This is a genomic window from Kitasatospora sp. NPDC056800 (assembly GCF_042789775.1).
In the GTDB taxonomy this organism is placed as follows: Bacteria; Actinomycetota; Actinomycetes; order Streptomycetales; family Streptomycetaceae; genus Kitasatospora.
Map to the genome: position 1 here is coordinate 1 of NZ_JBHUAL010000227.1, position 15,514 is coordinate 15,514.

The window sequence follows — 15,514 nt, forward strand, 5'->3', positions numbered from 1 at the left end:
GCCGCCCCCATCAGGGCGGCCGCTCGGCCGGTCCCGGCGCGTTCGCGGTCCGCTCCCGGGGGTCCCGGGCCGGGCGGCCGGCGGTCGGACCGCACCACAGGTGGTCGGCGCACACGCCGGGGCACGGGAGCACGTCGCGACTTGGTTGAACGTTGAACGCAACGTCCGAATACCGCCGGAGGTTTGAAGGGCTCCGGGCCAGGATCGAGTCATGTCCGAGATCGGAACGAGGAGTTCTGGAGATATGACGATGAACGGTGCGGGAGTGCTCGACAGCCTCGACGGCAAGGTGGCCCTGGTGACCGGCGGCAGCCGGGGGATCGGGGCGGCGGTCGCCCTGCGGCTCGCCGAGGACGGCGCCCACGTGGTGCTGACCTACCAGGGCGGCGCGGAGCGGGCCGAGGAGGTCGCCGCGAAGATCACCGCGATGGGGCGGACCGGCTGGGCCGTACGGGCGGACAGCGCCGACCCGGAGGCGGTGCGGGGCGTGGTCGAGGCCGTCGTCGAGCGGTTCGGGAGGCTGGACGTCCTGGTGAACAACGCGGGCGTCGGCGTCCTCGGCCCGATCGGCGACCTCACGCTGGAGGACGTCGACCGGGTCCTGGAGGTGAACGTCCGGGCACCCTTCCTGTACGCCCGGGCGGCCTCCGCGCACCTGACCGAGGGCGGGCGGATCGTCAACCTCGGCAGCTGCATAGCCCAGCGCGTCGCCTTCCCCGGCGCCACGCTGTACGGGACCAGCAAGGCCGCGCTGATCGGCCTGACCAAGGCGCTGGCCCGGGAGCTCGGGCCGCGCGGGATCACCGCCAACCTGGTCCACCCCGGGCCGATCGACACCGACATGAACCCGGCCGGCGGCCCCGCGGCGGAGGGCCAGCGCGAGCTCACCGCGCTCGGCCGCTTCGGCACCGGCGCGGAGGTCGCCGCCGCGGTCTCCTACCTGGTCGGCGAGGGCGGCCGGTACGTCACCGGCGCCGAGCTGGCGGTGGACGGCGGCTTCGCCGCCTGACGCGGGTTCGACGGCAGGCCCCCGGGGCGTGTCCCGCAGGCCCGGCAGGGATCCGCGGGGCGCGCCCCGGGCGGCGGCGGGCCCGGTGTCGCGCCGGGCGGTTGTCGGCGCACGCGCTTACGATCGCCCGGCACGACCCGTGCTCCCGGACCGGGACCCGTACCGAGAGGTGTGCCATGACCGCAGCGGAAGATCCGATCGGGCTGCTCGCCCGGGCGCTCGCGCAGACCGCCGGGCTGATCGACGGCACCGGCGTCGAGCTGGCCGGCCACCCGACGCCCTGCCGCTCCTGGGACGTCGGGGACCTGGTCAGCCACCTCCTGCACGACCTGCGGCAGTTCACCGTCCGGGCGAAGGGCGGGCAGCCGGACTGGTCGCAGCCCTTCGAACGGGTCGAGGAGGACTGGCTGCACGCCTTCGAGGCCGGGGCGGAGGAGCTGGTCGACGCCTGGCGCGCGGCCGGCGACCTCGGCGGCACCCTGGAGGTCCCCGGCGTCGGCACCCTCCCGGCCCGCTTCCCGGTGGACCAGCAGACCACCGAATTCGCCGTCCACGGCTGGGACTTGGCCCATGCCACCGGCCAGTCCACCGAGGGCCTGGACCACGAGGTCGCGCTCGCCGCGCTCGCCTGGGCGGCCGGCGCGCTCAAACCCGAGTACCGGGGCGCCGAGGAGGAGCAGCACGCCTTCGGGCCCGCCGTCGACGTCCCCGAGGACGCCCCGGCGTACGACCGGCTCGCGGCCTTCTTCGGCCGCGACCCGGCGGCCACCTGACGGGGTCGGCGCCTACCGGCGGCTCCAGCGGAACTCGATCTCCGGGTGGCGCGGGGACGGGGCGTCGAGGAGCGGGGCGGGGCGGTCGCGGAGGAAGTGGTCGACGAAGGCCCGGACGTAGGTGCGGGTGAGTGCGGTGGCGCGGGCGGGGGCGATGGTGCCGAGCAGGGCGGCGTAGAGCTCGGGGGGCAGGTGGCCCGGGAGGTTGCCGGGGACGGCGGCGTGCGGCAGGTCGGTGAAGCTGAAGTGGCCCGCGCCCAGGGTGCGCAGTTGGCGGCCCCAGGCGTGGTGGTGCTCGCGCCAGCGCCGCCAGGTGTCGTGGTCGTCGAGCGAGGTGAGCAGCAGGAACGGCCGGTCCAGCCCGAGCTCCGGGACGGGGGAGCCGAACAGGCCGCCGTCCAGGTCGAGGCCGATCCGGAAGCGCGGGTCCTGGCGCAGCGCCTCGGCGGCCGCGGCTCCGCCCATGGAGTGGCCGAGCACGCCGATCCGTTCCTCGTCGACCCGGAACGGCAGTCGGCCGCTGGTCAGTTGGCCGGTCACGAAGCGCAGGTCGCCGACCCGCGCGGCGATCTCCTCGCGCTCGGCGGCGTCCCAGTCCGGTGGCTCCTCCGACAGGACGCTGCGCACCAGCCGGCCGTCCGGGAACTCGACGGCGGCGGCGTCGTAGGTGTGGTCGAGAGCCGCGACGAGGTAGCCGTGCGCGGCCAACTCCTCGGCCAGCGCGGTGCAGTTGCTGCGCCCGCCCTTACGGCCGTGGCCGAGCAGCAGCAGGGGGAGCGGGCCGGGGTGGGCGGGCGCGCCGGCGCGGGCGGTGGGGCGGACCAGGCCGAGGGTGCCTGGGTCCAGCGGCAGGGCCTGTTCGATCACGGCCGCGACCCGGGGGGTGGTGTAGGGCGCGCGGGGCCGGCCGGCGGTGCCGCGCGCCGGGTACCAGAGCTGGACCATCAGCTCGCGCGGGCCGGGCGTGGGCGCGAAGGGGTCGAGCCGGTCGTGGTCGACCAGGTGCAGGCTGGTGGTGCCGACCGGCCGGCCGACGGTGGGCGCGGGGAGGTCGATGGTGCGCGGCGGGGCGGTCGGGGCGGCGAGGGCGGGCCCGGCGGGCAGCAGGGCGGTGGTCCCGCCCAGGCCCGTGAGGGCGAGCAGTGAACGGCGCCTGATCATGCGTCATCCTTGCCGGCTCGGCGACGGGGCCCGGTCAGCCTAGGTGGTCTGGACCGGTGACGCCAGGGTTCGGAGCGGGCGGAGGACCGACGGCAAGTCGGCGGCGGGACCGAACCCGAACCCGAACCCGAACCTGGGCCCAGGGTTCAGGGCTTGGCGCCCTGCCGGGTGGCGGCCTGCTTGATCGCCTCGCGGATGCGCGGGTACGTGCCGCAGCGGCAGATGTTCTGGATCTGGTCGATGTCCGCGTCCGTCGGGTTCGGGGTGCGGCGCAGCAGGGCGACGGCGGTCATGATCTGGCCCGGCTGGCAGAAGCCGCACTGGGCGACGTCGCAGGCGAGCCAGGCCTCCTGGACGGGGTGGAGGACCTCGCCGTCGGCCAGGCCCTCGATGGTGGTGACGGTGTGGCCCGCGCAGTCCTTGACGGAACGGGTGCAGGGCTGGAACTCCTGGCCGTCCAGGTGGCTGGTGCAGGCGCGGCAGACGCCCACCCCGCAGCCGTACTTGGGGCCGGTGACGCCGAGCTTGTCGCGCAGCACCCAGAGCAGGGGCATGTCGTCCGGGGCCTCGACGGTCACGGGCTGCCCGTTGAGGACGAAGGTGTGGCTGGGCATGGGGGTCGCGGTTCCTCGGCTGGCTCGGCTGGTGGTCAGAAGTTGATCGGGAAGGAGCGCGGGCTGGTGCCGGTCGCGCGGGCGTAGGCGTTGGCGACGGCGGCGGAGGCGGCCGGGACGCCCAGCTCGCCCGCGCCGCCGGGCGGTCCGCTCGGCGGCATCAGGTGGATCTCGACCACCGGCGGGGTGTGCCGCTGCCGGGCGTAGTGGAAGTCGCCGTAACTGCCTTCCCGGAAGGCGCCGTTGTCCAGGTGGTTGCCGGCCTGGAGGATCACCGAGATGCCGTCGACCAGCGCGCCGGTGAGCTGGGCTTCCAGGCCGGTGGGGTTGATCACCCGGCCGACGTCGGCGACGACGACGGCCTTGGTGACCCGGGGGTTGGCGCGGTCGGTGGCGTCCAGCTCGACGAGGTAGGCGACGCAGGCGCTGTGCTCGTCGTGGTAGCCGATGCCCTGGGCCTGGCCGGGGGGCATCGGGCGGCCCCAGCCGCCCCGCTTGGCGAGCTCGTCCAGCACCGCCCGCCCGGTGGCGCTGCGCATCCGGTCGCGGCGGAAGGCCAGTTCGTCCTGGCCCATCCGGCGGGCGAGTTCGTCCATCATGATCTCGTCGGAGACCCGGACGGTGCCGGAGTAGACGGAGCGCCAGCTGCCGGTGTGCAGTTCCAGCGGCACCTCGGCGAGCAGCTGGTTGGTCACCCCGACGTCGTACGGGATCTTCTCGGTGAGCAGGAAGAACAGCTCGGCGCCGGTGAGCCCGGCCAGTGGGAGCTTGTAGCCGGCGGCGGTGAACATGTCGCCGAGGCCGTGTCCGAGGTCGGTGCGGACGCCGGCCACGTGGTGCTCCCAGCTGAACACCTGGCCGAGGCCGTAGGTGGCCCGGACGATGTGGTGGCTGGCCGGGCGCATCCGGCCGTGGCGCATGTCGTCGTTGCGGGTCCACATCAGCTTGACCGGGCGGCCGGCGGCCTTGGAGACCTGGGCGGCCTCCAGGGCGGCGTCGAAGAACAGCCGGCGGCCGAACGAGCCGCCGCCGCGCACCACGTGGACGGTGACGGCGTTCGTCGGCAGGCCGAGTTCGGCGGCGATGGTGCCCTGGGCGAGGATCGGGCTCTGCGCGGCGAACCACAGCTCGGCCCGGTTCGGCCGGACGTCGGCGACGGCGGTGAGCACCTCCATCGGGGCGTGGTTGACGAAGGCGAAGTCGAACTCGCCCTCCACCCGGTGGGAGAGCAGCGGCGGCGGGAGGGACGGCAGGTGGGCGGCGCGCAGCCGGGACCGTACGTCGGCGTCGGACAGGCCGGCGACCGGCCCCGGGTTCCAGGTGGTGCGCAGTGCGTCGCGGGCCTTGAGCGCCTGGTCGAAGGTCTCGGCGAGGACGGCGACGCCGGTCGGGATCTGCACCACCCCGAGGACTCCGGGCATGGCGCGGGCGGCGGAGGCGTCCAGGGACTTGAGGGTGCCGTTGACGGTGGTCGGGCGGGCGACCACGGTGGGCACGGCGCCCGGGACGTCGAGGTCCCCGGCGTACTTGGCACGGCCGGTGACGATGTCGCGGGCGTCGATCCGGCCGGTCGGCCGGCCGACCAGGCGCAGCTGGTCCGGGGTCTTGGGGAGGGCTGGGACGGCGGGTGCGGCGACGGTGGCCGCCTCGGCGGCGAGGTCGCCGTAGCCGAGCCGGCGGCCGTCGGGGGCGAGGACGGCGGAGTCGGCGGTGCGCAGGGTGGGCGCGGGAACGTTCCAGCGCCTGGCGGCGGCGGTCACCAGCCGGGCCCGGGCGGCGGCGGCCGCGGCGCGCACCGGGTCGTACAGCGAGCGGATCGAGTTGGAGCCGCCGGTCAGCTGGTTGAAGAGCAGTTCGGGGCGGGCGTCGGAGAGCGGGACGTCGACGTCGGAGAGCCGGGCGTCGAGCTCCTCGGCGACGATGACGGCGATCGCGGTGGTGAGGCCCTGGCCGACCTCCAGCCGGGGCAGGTGCAGCACGGCGCGTCCGGCGGGGGTGACTTCGAGGACCAGCAGGTGGGCGGTCGGCAGCCCGGCGATGATCATCGCGTCGCCGAGGTCGACGATGTCCGGGATGCCGGGCAGGCCGATCAGCTGCTGGGGGAGGGCGGTCTCGCGGACCGGCACGGCGGCCGTGGCGGGGGACGGGACGGGGCGCGGGGCGGCCTGTGCGGTGGCGGGTGCGACGGCGTCGGCGCCGAGGCGGGCGCCGACGGTGAGGGTGGGCGCGGCCAGCAGGTAGGTGAGGAAGCGCCGGCGGCGGGTGCCCTCCGGGCCCGGGGCGTCCGGGTCGGCCGGAGCGCCGGCGGTGCCCGGGGCGTCCGTGGCAGCAGCCGTACCGTGCGGGTGCCCGGCGTCGCGCGGTCGGCCGTTGGAGTCCGAGGGGGCGAGGGAGGTGCTGATGGGAGGACACCCTTCGGGCCGGAGACGGCGACGGAACGGGCGGGCGGGGCGGCCCCGGGCCGGTGCCGGATCGCGAACGCCGTTGAGCATAAAAGGAGGCTACTGACGGGTCAACACGGTCAAAGTTGGCCCTTGGTCGGCCCGATCACGGTTGTGCGACGGTCGGCGGGAGCGGAGTCGGAGCGGGTACGGACGGCGCTTCGGAGGTGCGGGCGGGGCCGGAGCAGGGCCGCCGGGACGGGCTCGGAGGCGCCAACTGGCGCCCCTCGCACGCGGGTTCAGGGGTCGGTCGACGGTGCGGCGGCAGGGGGAATTGGCCCAGGAAATTCCTTGATCACTGGACCGTTCCACTGGGCCGGTTCTTCCGTAGGCTGGGGGCGCACCCGAACCGGCGGTTGCGAGGACCGACTCCGCGCGCCGCCCGTCCGGGGGCCGCGAACAAGGGTGACGGTCCGTGAGGCGTTTACGGCCGCGGGGCGTTGACGGCCCTGGGGGCGCGCGCGGGCGACCGCCCGGACGCCTCCGGCCGGTGGCGCCCGCGAACGAGTGAAGGAGGGGCATGCCGTCCGACCGAACCGCCCGTTGGGGCGCCCTGCCGCCCGCCGGGCCCCAGCGGACCCTCGCGGCCGCCCAGTTGGCCGCCGCCGTGGGCGACGGCGCGTACTACACCTGCTCCGCCCTCTACTTCACCCGGGTGGTCGGGATGTCCCCGACCGCCCTCGGGCTCGGCCTCACCCTCGCCTGGGCGCTCGGCTCCCTCGCCGGCGTCCCGCTCGGACACCTCGCCGACCAGCGGGGCCCGCGCCGCACCTCGATGGCGCTCGCGCTCGGCACGGCGGCCGTGGTCGCCGCCTTCCTGGTGATCCGCTCCTACCCGCTGTTCCTGCTCGCGGTCTGCCTCTACGCCACCGCGCAGTCCGGCCTGACCGCCGCCCGGCAGGCGCTGGTCGCCGCCCTGGTGCCGCCCGCGCAGCGGACCGCGCTGCTCGCCCACATCCAGTCGACCCTCAACGGCGGACTGGCCGTCGGCGCGGCGATCGGCGGCATCGCGCTCAGCGTCGGCACCCGCGCCGCCTACCTGGCCGCCTTCGCCGTCACCGCGCTCGGCTTCCTGATCGGCGCGCTGGTCCTGCGGCGGCTGCCCGAAGCCCCGCCCGCGACCGGGCCGTCGGACGCCGGGCCGCGCCTGGCCGTGCTGCGCGACCGCCGGTACGCCGCCGTCACCGCGGTCAACGCCGTCCTGCTGCTGCGGATGCCGCTGCTCAGCCTGATCATCCCGCTCTGGATCGCCGCGCGTGCCCCCGGGATCGGCTGGCTCGGCTCGGCGCTGTTCGTGCTCAACACCCTCGCGGTGCTGGCCTTCCAGGTCCGGGCGGCCCGCGGCATCACCGGACTGGAACCGGCCGCCCGGGCGGTCCGCTCCGCCGGGCTGCTGCTGCTCGGCTCCTGCGCCGTGTTCGGGCTGTCCGCGCTGGACGTGCCGGTCTGGGCGGTCGGCGCGCTGCTGGTCGCCGCCTCCGTCCTGCAGGTGGCCGGGGAGATGCGGCAGTCGGCCGGCAGCTGGCAGATCGCCTTCGACCTCGCCCCGCCCGGGCGGATCGGCCAGTACCAGGGCTTCTTCGGCACCGGCGTCGCCGTCGCCCGCACCCTCGGACCGCTGCTGCTCACCGCGCTGCTGCTGGAGGGGGGCCTGGCCGGCTGGCTGGTCCTGGGCGGGGTGTTCCTCGCGGCGGGGTACGCGATGGGGCCGGTCGCCCGCTGGGCGGCCCGGGACCGCGGTCACGCGGTGTCACCGCCGGCGCCGCCGGTGGTGGCGGGAGCGGCGCCGGGGGCCTGACCGTACCGGACGGGAACCCCCAAGGCGGCCCGGGGAGCGTCCGACGGGACCGGACCGGACCGGACCGGACCGGACCGGAAACCCGGTGGCCCCGGGCCGCCGCCCGCTGGCATGCTGGCCGCGTGGACCGACCCCAGATCCAGCTCGACTTCGCCCCCGAGCTGCACCTCTTCGTCTCCGCGCCCCGGCGGGCCGGCCGTACCGCGCTGCGCACCGACGGCGCCTCCACCCTCGGCCACGTCGTCGAGTCCCTGGGGGTGCCGCTCACCGAGGTCGGCGCCCTGCTGGTGGACGGCCGGGCGGTGCCCGACAGCCACGTCCCGGCCGACGGCGAGGAGATCACCGTCCGGGCCGTGGCCAGGCCGCAGCCCTCGCCCGTCCCGGCGCGCTTCCTGCTGGACGTCCACCTCGGCACCCTCGCCCGCCGGCTGCGCCTGCTCGGCGTGGACGCCGCGTACGAGAACCCCGACATCGGCGACGCCGCCCTGGCCGCCCGCTCGGCCGCCGAGCAGCGGATCATGCTCTCCCGCGACCGCGGCCTGCTGCGCCGCCGCGAACTGTGGGCCGGCGCCTACGTCTACAGCCACCGCCCCGCCGAGCAACTGCGCGACGTGCTCTCCCGCTTCGCGCCGCCGCTCGCCCCGTGGAGCCGCTGCACCGCCTGCAACGGCAGGCTGCACCCGGCCACCAAGACCTCGGTGCGCGAGCAGCTGCGGGACGGCACCGAGCGCTCGTACGACGCCTTCGCCCAGTGCGAGGACTGCGGCCAGGCCTACTGGCGCGGCGCCCACCACGCCCGGCTGGAGGCGATCGTCGCCGAGGCGGTGCGCGACTTCGGGCCAGGCCGGGCGGGCGGACCGGGCCAGGAGCCCGGGCCGGTCGGGGAGTTCGGGGAGGTCCACGGGTCCGGGGAAGGCCAGGGCCGGATCGGGGTCGTCTCAGGGTAGCGCGCTCTGGCGGACGGCCCGGCGCCCGTGGTCCCATCGGCGGTGGGGGACGAGACCACGCTACTCGCTCGCAGGAGAGAGGCCAGGTCGTCGTATGAGTACTCAGCCAGGGCAACAGCCCTTCCGCACCACGGACACGGGGGTTGCCGCGGTGCTGACCGCCCCGGACGGGGCCGGGGGGTACCCACCGCCGCTGCTCAAGGTATCCGGGACCGACGGCGGGGCACGCCCGGAGGAAGGCCCCCGGAAGGCGACCGTCCGATGAGGCGGGGAGTGCTGCGCCGCCCGCTGGCGGCGCTGGTCGCCGCCGCGGCCGTGCTCGGGCTCTCGGTCGCCCCGGCGGCCGCCGCCGGGCCGTCCGGGCTGGCCGAGCCGCATCTGCGGTCGCGCTACGTGACCATGCCGGACGGGGTCCGCCTCGCCGTCGACGTCTACCTGCCCGAGGGCACCCGGGCCGGCGCCGACCTGCCCACCGTCCTGGTCACCCAGCGCTACTGGCGGGCCAGGGTCAAGGCCGGCCAACCCGGCGGCACCAGTGGCGAGGCCGAGCGGTGGACCGCCCGCGGCTACGCCTACGTGGTCGCCGACCTGCGCGGCACCGGCGCCTCCTTCGGCACCCTCACCTCCGAACTCGGCGCCGACGTGACCGCCGACAGCGGCCCGCTCAGCGACTGGATCGCCGCCCAGCCCTGGTCCAACGGCCGGATCGGCACCACCGGCATCTCCTACGGCGGCGACACCGCGATGCTCGCCACCTCCCTCGGCAACCACCACATCACCGCCGCCGCCCCGATCTCCTACGACTTTGACCCCTACGAGGACCTGGTGCGCCCCGGCGGCCTGCTCATCGAACCCCGGGTCGCCCCGTACGCGCTGCTGCTGCGCATCCTCGACCAGGCCGGCGGCACCACCTGCGAGACGGACGAGGACACCCGGCAGCTCTGCGCGCGCATCGGCCTCACCGGCCTCCAGCCCCGGCCGGTCGACGGGCCGGACGGCCCCGCCCTGCTCGCCGCCGCGCGCGCCGAGCACGCGAACAACGCCAACCTGGTCGAGATGGCGCACTCCGGCGTCCACCGCGACTACCGGGACGGGCCGAAGAGCTGGACGGTCGGCAGCGTCGGCGAGCGGACCGACGCCGTCGAGGCCGGCGGGGTGCCGGTCCTGACCAGGGCCGGCTGGCTCGACGCGGGCACCGCCAACGGGGTGCTCTCCCAGTTCACCGGCCTGTCCAACACCCAGGACGACTGGATCGGCCCGTGGAACCACGGCGCCGGCTGGTTCGCCGACCCGTTCCAGCCCGCCCGCCCGCTCACCGGGCAGGAGCACCAGGAGAACGACCAGCGGGTGCTCGACTTCTTCGACCGCTACGTCCGCGGCGACGCCCGCCCCGACGGCACCCGGCGGGTGCACTACTACACCTTCAACGAGGGCGTCTGGCGCACCACCACCCGCTGGCCGGTGCCCGGCACCCGCACCCGGCGGTTCGACCTCGGCGCGGGCCGCTCGCTCACCGACCACCCGCCCACGGGCCCTTCGTCCGTCGACGGGGCGGACGACCGCCGCGGCGGCTCCGACCAGCTGCTCCTCGACCCGACCGCGGGCACCGGCCCGCTGGACCGCTGGAACACCAACCTCAGCGGCGACGAGGTCAGTTACCCCGACCGCGCCGCCGTCGACGCCAAGCTGCTCGGCTACACCACCGCACCGCTGGGCGCCGACACCCGGGTCACCGGCAACGGCAAGGTCACCCTCGACGTCACCGGCCTGGCGGGCTCGGCCCGCGGCGCCCTGCACGTCTACCTGGAGGACGTCGCGCCGGACGGCCGGGTCACCTATCTGACGGAGGGTCAACTCTCGCTGGCCGACCGGGCGGTGGCTGACCGATCGGACAATCCCGACTGGCGCCGGCTGCGCACGCCGCGCAGCTACGCGGCCGAGGACGCCGAGGACTTCCCGCAGGGCCGCGCGCAGCGCGTCACCATCGACCTCCAGCCGGTCTCGGTGCTGTTCCGGGCCGGTGAGCGGATCCGGCTGACCGTCGCGGCCGCCAACCCCGACTCCTTCCAGCTGCTCCCGGCCGACGGGAAGGCGGGCTACCGGATCGGCTGGGGCGGCGACCGCGGCTCGGCGCTGGAGCTGCCCGTCGTGCGCTGAGGGGTGCGACGCGGGGCACCCGGTCTCGGCCGGGCGCCCCGCGTCGGCACGTCACCTCACGTCGTGCCGCGCCGGGTCACGCGTCCACGACCTCCAGGCCGTACGCGGTCACGGCCTGCCGCAGCCCGCCCGGGTACCCGGCGAGCGCCGGGGTGAACTCCCAGTCCCCGGAGGGCTCGCGGTCGAACCGGCCGAGCCGCATCGCGGTGTTGGTCTCCGCGCCGTCCGCCAGGTGCACCACGGCCGCGTCCTGTCCGGCGCCGGCCTCCAGGATCAGCGCGGGCCCGGCGAACCCGCCCATGGTGGCCCCGGGGTGGTTCTCGGTGTCGGCGGCGGCGATGACCACCAGCCGGTCGACGTCGGCGGGCAGCGCGTCGAAGTCGACCATCAGGCAGGCGTTCGCGTCGCCGTAGCCGGTCACCAGCCGCACCGAACCGTCCGGCGTGGAGCCGTTGTTGTAGAACACCAGGTGGTCGTCGGAGAGCGCCACGTTGCCCCGGCAGACCAGGGCGGCGATGTCGTACTCCTCCTCCCCGGTCCAGTGCAGGAGCAGCCGGGAGGGCTCGGCGGCCACCTCGATCGCGGGCAGTCCGTCCAGGGCGCCGGCCTCGGCGGAGGCCTCGTCCTGGACGGCCGCGAAGACCTCGTGGAAGCCGTGGTGCTTGAGCAGACCGACCAGCTCGGAGCCGTTCAGCAGGGTGATCGGCTTGCCCGCGACGAACTGGTGCGAGCTGGGGCCGAACCTGCTGGTGGTGACCAGGACGGCCTTGGTCGCGGCCTGGTCGTGCCGCAGCGTCCCGTACAGGTCCCGCACCGCGGTGGGCGCCACCGTGTCCCGGTACCGCTTCACCTGCACGATGACGTTGCCGCCGCGGAACGGGTCGGGGTCGATGCCGCGGACGTCCACCCCGCCGTCCCGGGACCGGGCGGTGAGCTCGACCTTCATGCCCATCGCCTCCATCAGCCGGGCGATGAGGCCTTCGAACTCGACCGGGTCCATCGCCAGCAGGAGCTGGAGTTCGCGGACGCGCCTGGCCATCCGGCCGCGGTTGGCGTTGGTGTCGTCGCGGAGGTGACGGAAGAGCGCGCGCTGGGCGCGGCGTTCGTCGGCGTCGGGGTTGCTGAGGCGGTGGAGCTTCCGGCTCCGGGACATGGGCGTGCCCCCTCTTGCATGGTGACGGCTGTTGCAGGCGTCACCGTAGAGGAATCGTGGACGAAGAATTGTCGGGCCGTCACTTCCGCCGCACAATCGAGACCTGGCGCACGGGCACCGGCGTGCGCACGGGCCTCGGGCGGCGCGGGGGCGGCTCGACGGCGGGGGTGCTTCCGGTGGCCGTCCGGACGGCGGACAATCCCCCCAGGAGCCGAGGAGGAGGCCAGCGGTGGAGTTCGAGGTCATGATCGAGACCCCGCAGGGGTCGCGGAACAAGTACGTGATGGACTTCGTGGCGGGCCGGATCCGGCTGGACCGCACCCTCTTCACGGCCACCGCCTACCCCGCCGACTACGGCTACGTCGAGGGCACCCTCGGCGGCGACGGCGAGCCGCTGGACGCCCTGGTGCTCGGCGGCGAGCCGGCCGTCCCCGGCTGCGTGCTCACCTGCCGGGCGGTGGGCGTGTGGGTGATGCGCGACGAACGCGGCCCGGACCAGAAGGTGCTCTGCGTCCCGGCCCACGACCCGCGCTACGCCGACCTGCGGGACATCGGCGACCTGCGCGAGTTCGACCTGCTGGAGATCACCCACTTCTTCCAGGTGTACAAGGACCTGGAGCGCGGCAAGTCCGTCGAGGGCTCGCACTGGGCGGGCCGCGACGCCGCCTACGCGGAGATCGCCGAGTCGCGGGCCCGCGCGGCGGGCACCCGCTTCGCCGACCCGGCGTAGCGGGCGCCCCCCGGGCCGCCCCGGACCGTCCGCGGACCGTCCCCGGGGCGTGCCCGGACGGTCCGTCAGAGCCTGGCGGCGCTCAGGATCGCGCGGACCTCGTCGCCGATCGCGGCCTCGTTCTGCTCGAACTCCGGTGCGGTGAGCCGGTCCGGGTCGGCCGGCAGGCCGTTCAGGACCGGGGTGTGCAGATGGCCGCCGGGGAGGTCCGGGGCGAGGAACAGGCGCAGCCGGTTGGAGCGGTAGGCGACCTCGTTGGAGAGGTACCCGCCGCCTCCACCGGAGACCGCGCGGGAGCCGGGGGTGGGGCCGTCCGGCCGGAAGACCGGCCCGGTGGCGCCCGCCGGGATCTCGGTGACGAAGGTGTCGAGCAGCACCGGGAAGGGCTGCTGGACGGCCCGCATGGCGTCGGTCGGCAGGGTGGTGCGGACGAACTGCGGCCCGGGGGCCAGCCCCGGGGCGTCCACCGGGTGCTGGGAGGTGCCGCCGGAGAGCGCGGCCACGTTGTCGGTGGCCGGGTCGGCGGAGCGGGCGCGCCCGGCCCACTCCTCCAGGGTGAACTTGCCCGGGTAGCCCTGGCTGATGCTGGTGATCAGGTCGGCGGACTGCCGGCCCGGCCGCAGGTGCGGGGTGAAGGCGCGCTCCACGATGCCCTTGTCGAAGTCCCCGTAGCGCACCGGCAGGACGACCGCCCGGACCTCGGCGGTGCTGCCGTCGGCGAGGGTGATCCGCTGCCCGTGCAGTTGCAGGACGGCGGACCCGGAGGGGTTGGCGCGGCGCGCCTCGGCGTCCAGGCCGAACGGGTCGAAGCCGCTGACGAAGATCCGCCGGACGCCGGGGGCGGCGCTGAAACCGTCGTCCAGGCCGCGCGAGGCGTCCTCGAAACGGGCCCGCAGCGCGGCGTGGTCGACGTCGAACCGGGGCTGCCAGCGGGCGAGCTGGACGGTCATGGCGAGCCTGGTCCAGTACAGCGGGCGGTCGTCCCGGGCGGGCAGTTCGCCGCTCGGCCGCCGGCCCTGGGCGCGGTCCACGCCCGCCTGCCAGAGCGTCCGGCCCCAGGTGTCGGCCACCCGCTCGGCCTGCCGGGCGTCGCGGGCGGCGCACAGCGCGGAGGGGAAGCCCCCGAGCAGCTCGCCCAGGCCGGAGCGCTCGGTGAAGCCGGCCGTGCGGGCGTCCTGGAGGCGGGCCTGCTCGGCGTCCAGCGGCACCGTGGCGGAGGTGCGGCAGCCGGCCGGGGCGGCCTGGGCGGCGGCCGGGGCCAGCAGGGCGACGAGGGTTCCGGCGAGCGCGGCGGCCAGTCCGGCGGTGCGGCGTAGACATGTCATGTGCGCTGACAATAGGTCCGGACCTGACGGCCCGCCAGAGTGCCGACCCGGCGCGCCGTACGCCGGTCCAAGGGCCGCCGGACCGGCCCGCCCGGCACCGGGAGGCGCTGCCGCGAGCCCCTCGGGCGGCGTTCCGCCGCTGGTGGGACGGCGTTTCGGCCCGGATGGAAAGCCGGCGGTTCGACCGGGAACCGCCGCGAGTTCTACAGCGTTGTCGTGGTCGAACAGCGGTACTCGTACGGTGGTGGAGGAAGTTCCATGAGCGTGGCCCTGACGAAGGGTGGCAACGTCTCCCTGGGCAAGCAGGCCCCCGGGGTGCGGGTGGTGCGGGTGGGCCTGGGCTGGACGGCCGGTGACGGGTACGACCTGGACGCCAGCGCGCTGCTCTGCGGGGCGGACGGCAAGGTCGCCTCGGACCAGCACTTCGTCTTCTTCAACAACCTGCGGAGCCCGGACGGCTCGGTCCGCCACCTGGGCGGGGCCGGCGGCGGCGCCGACCGCGAGCAGGTCGAGGTCCGGCTCGCGGAGGTCCCCGCCGGGGTGGAGAAGGTCGTCTTCGCGGTGGCGATCTACGACGCGGCGCAGCGGCGGCAGTCCTTCGGGCAGGTCCGCGGCGCCCATATCCGGGTCGTCGACCCGGACAGCGGCACCGAGGTGGCCCGGTACGACGTGGCGTCGGAGGCCGGCAGCGAGACGGCGATGGTGTTCGGCGAGCTGTACCGGCACGGCGCGGACTGGAAGTTCCGGGCGGTCGGGCAGGGGTACGCCGACGGGCTCGCGGGCATCGCCACCGACTTCGGGGTGGACGTCCTGCAGCCGGCGCCCGCCGCCGCCCCGCCCGCCCCGGTGAAGCCGCCGGTCGCGCCGCCCGCCCCGCCCGTGGCTCCGCCCGCCGCGCCGCCGGCGCCGGTCGCGGCCCCCGTGCCGGCCGTACTGCCCGCCGCCGCGCCCGCCGTTCCGATGACCCGGCAAGGACCAGGGAGTTACCCCGTGACGTGTTTCTTCGACCCCTCGCACGGCGCCGGCACCACGGCGGTGTACTGGTCGCCGCAGTGGGGCGTGCCGCGCCAGATCGAGGCCTGCGTGGCCTGCGCCCAGCGGGTGCAGACCAACGTCCCGCCGTTCTACACCCCGGCGCAGGCGGGCTACCCGCAGCCGGTCCAGCAGGGCCAGCCGCCGCAGGTGCCCGGCCAGCAGGCCCAGGGCGGACGGCGCTTCGGCACCGGCGCGCTGATCGGCGCCGGCGCGGCCGGCCTGGTCGGCGGCGCGCTGCTGAACGAGGCCTTCGACGACGACCCGCAGGTGGTCGTCAACAACTACTACGAGGACGACGGCTTCTTCTAAACCGTCTTCTGAACCGTCAGGTCGCGGCCGCGGCGAGGGCCGCCGGGGGAGCCCCCCGGCGG

The 15,514-nt window shown here is 75.7% G+C and carries 11 protein-coding genes and 1 pseudogene; 7 read left to right on the top strand and 5 right to left on the bottom strand.

The features are described 5' to 3' along the window. Positions 1 to 244: 244 nt before the first annotated feature. Positions 245 to 1,009 carry an SDR family NAD(P)-dependent oxidoreductase gene (locus tag ACFRQN_RS34705; protein WP_380744406.1) on the top strand — a complete coding sequence of 255 codons (765 nt, stop codon included), beginning with the start codon at positions 245 to 247 and terminating at the stop codon, positions 1,007 to 1,009. Between the two features lie 176 nt (positions 1,010 to 1,185). Beyond that, complete coding sequence (locus tag ACFRQN_RS34710) at positions 1,186 to 1,782, top strand: TIGR03086 family metal-binding protein (protein WP_380744408.1); 597 nt, start codon at positions 1,186 to 1,188, stop codon at positions 1,780 to 1,782. A gap of 12 nt (positions 1,783 to 1,794) precedes the next feature. Here the strand turns inward: ACFRQN_RS34710 and ACFRQN_RS34715 are convergent, their stop codons facing one another. From ACFRQN_RS34715 to ACFRQN_RS34725, 3 genes are all read right to left on the bottom strand, one after another. Then, on the bottom strand, positions 1,795 to 2,943 hold the full coding sequence (locus ACFRQN_RS34715) for an alpha/beta hydrolase family protein (RefSeq protein ID WP_380744410.1): 1,149 nt from the start codon (positions 2,941 to 2,943) through the stop codon (positions 1,795 to 1,797). A 146-nt stretch (positions 2,944 to 3,089) separates the two neighbouring features. After that, on the bottom strand, positions 3,090 to 3,557 hold the full coding sequence (locus ACFRQN_RS34720; protein ID WP_049652133.1) for a (2Fe-2S)-binding protein: 468 nt from the start codon (positions 3,555 to 3,557) through the stop codon (positions 3,090 to 3,092). Between the two features lie 35 nt (positions 3,558 to 3,592). Then, positions 3,593 to 6,049 (bottom strand): molybdopterin cofactor-binding domain-containing protein, encoded by a 2,457-nt coding sequence (locus tag ACFRQN_RS34725; RefSeq protein ID WP_380744412.1) that lies wholly within the window; start codon positions 6,047 to 6,049, stop codon positions 3,593 to 3,595. 469 nt (positions 6,050 to 6,518) lie between these two features. Between ACFRQN_RS34725 and ACFRQN_RS34730 the strand changes: the two genes are divergently transcribed. The 3 genes from ACFRQN_RS34730 to ACFRQN_RS34740 all read left to right on the top strand — a co-directional run bounded on the left by ACFRQN_RS34730 (position 6,519) and on the right by ACFRQN_RS34740 (position 10,900). Then, a complete protein-coding gene (locus tag ACFRQN_RS34730; protein WP_074005760.1) occupies positions 6,519 to 7,796 on the top strand; it encodes an MFS transporter in 1,278 nt (425 codons plus the stop codon). 122 nt (positions 7,797 to 7,918) lie between these two features. Continuing rightward, the gene (locus ACFRQN_RS34735) at positions 7,919 to 8,743 is read left to right on the top strand and encodes a Mut7-C RNAse domain-containing protein (protein WP_082345763.1); all 825 of its coding nucleotides are present in this window, start codon (positions 7,919 to 7,921) and stop codon (positions 8,741 to 8,743) included. A gap of 261 nt (positions 8,744 to 9,004) precedes the next feature. After that, a complete protein-coding gene (locus ACFRQN_RS34740) occupies positions 9,005 to 10,900 on the top strand; it encodes a CocE/NonD family hydrolase (protein WP_380744415.1) in 1,896 nt (631 codons plus the stop codon). A 76-nt stretch (positions 10,901 to 10,976) separates the two neighbouring features. Here the strand turns inward: ACFRQN_RS34740 and ACFRQN_RS34745 are convergent, their stop codons facing one another. Then, positions 10,977 to 12,053, bottom strand: coding sequence for a restriction endonuclease (locus ACFRQN_RS34745; protein ID WP_049652136.1), 1,077 nt, complete (start codon positions 12,051 to 12,053; stop codon positions 10,977 to 10,979). Between the two features lie 229 nt (positions 12,054 to 12,282). On the opposite strand from ACFRQN_RS34745, the gene ACFRQN_RS34750 reads away from it, so the two are divergent. Further along, on the top strand, positions 12,283 to 12,783 hold the full coding sequence (locus tag ACFRQN_RS34750) for an inorganic diphosphatase (protein WP_049652137.1): 501 nt from the start codon (positions 12,283 to 12,285) through the stop codon (positions 12,781 to 12,783). A gap of 65 nt (positions 12,784 to 12,848) precedes the next feature. Here ACFRQN_RS34750 and ACFRQN_RS34755 read toward each other — a convergent pair whose 3' ends face one another. Further along, positions 12,849 to 14,108: a pyroglutamyl peptidase gene (locus ACFRQN_RS34755; protein WP_380744417.1), complete on the bottom strand. Its 1,260-nt coding sequence runs from the start codon at positions 14,106 to 14,108 to the stop codon at positions 12,849 to 12,851. Positions 14,109 to 14,366: 258 nt separating this feature from the next. Between ACFRQN_RS34755 and ACFRQN_RS34760 the strand changes: the two are divergent. Further along, positions 14,367 to 14,918, top strand: a pseudogene (locus tag ACFRQN_RS34760) (TerD family protein); the annotation flags it as partial. Between the last annotated feature and the right edge of the window lie 596 nt (positions 14,919 to 15,514).

Excerpts from the sequence above, each read along its gene's own strand:
- ACFRQN_RS34755 (WP_380744417.1), bottom strand. The coding sequence starts at position 14,108 with ATGACATGTCTACGCCGCACCGCCGGACTGGCCGCCGCGCTCGCCGGA.
- ACFRQN_RS34705 (WP_380744406.1), top strand. The coding sequence starts at position 245 with ATGACGATGAACGGTGCGGGAGTGCTCGACAGCCTCGACGGCAAGGTG.
- ACFRQN_RS34745 (WP_049652136.1), bottom strand. The coding sequence starts at position 12,053 with ATGTCCCGGAGCCGGAAGCTCCACCGCCTCAGCAACCCCGACGCCGAC.
- ACFRQN_RS34710 (WP_380744408.1), top strand. The coding sequence starts at position 1,186 with ATGACCGCAGCGGAAGATCCGATCGGGCTGCTCGCCCGGGCGCTCGCG.
- ACFRQN_RS34725 (WP_380744412.1), bottom strand. The coding sequence starts at position 6,049 with ATGCTCAACGGCGTTCGCGATCCGGCACCGGCCCGGGGCCGCCCCGCC.
- ACFRQN_RS34730 (WP_074005760.1), top strand. The coding sequence starts at position 6,519 with ATGCCGTCCGACCGAACCGCCCGTTGGGGCGCCCTGCCGCCCGCCGGG.
- ACFRQN_RS34720 (WP_049652133.1), bottom strand. The coding sequence starts at position 3,557 with ATGCCCAGCCACACCTTCGTCCTCAACGGGCAGCCCGTGACCGTCGAG.
- ACFRQN_RS34715 (WP_380744410.1), bottom strand. The coding sequence starts at position 2,943 with ATGATCAGGCGCCGTTCACTGCTCGCCCTCACGGGCCTGGGCGGGACC.
- ACFRQN_RS34740 (WP_380744415.1), top strand. The coding sequence starts at position 9,005 with ATGAGGCGGGGAGTGCTGCGCCGCCCGCTGGCGGCGCTGGTCGCCGCC.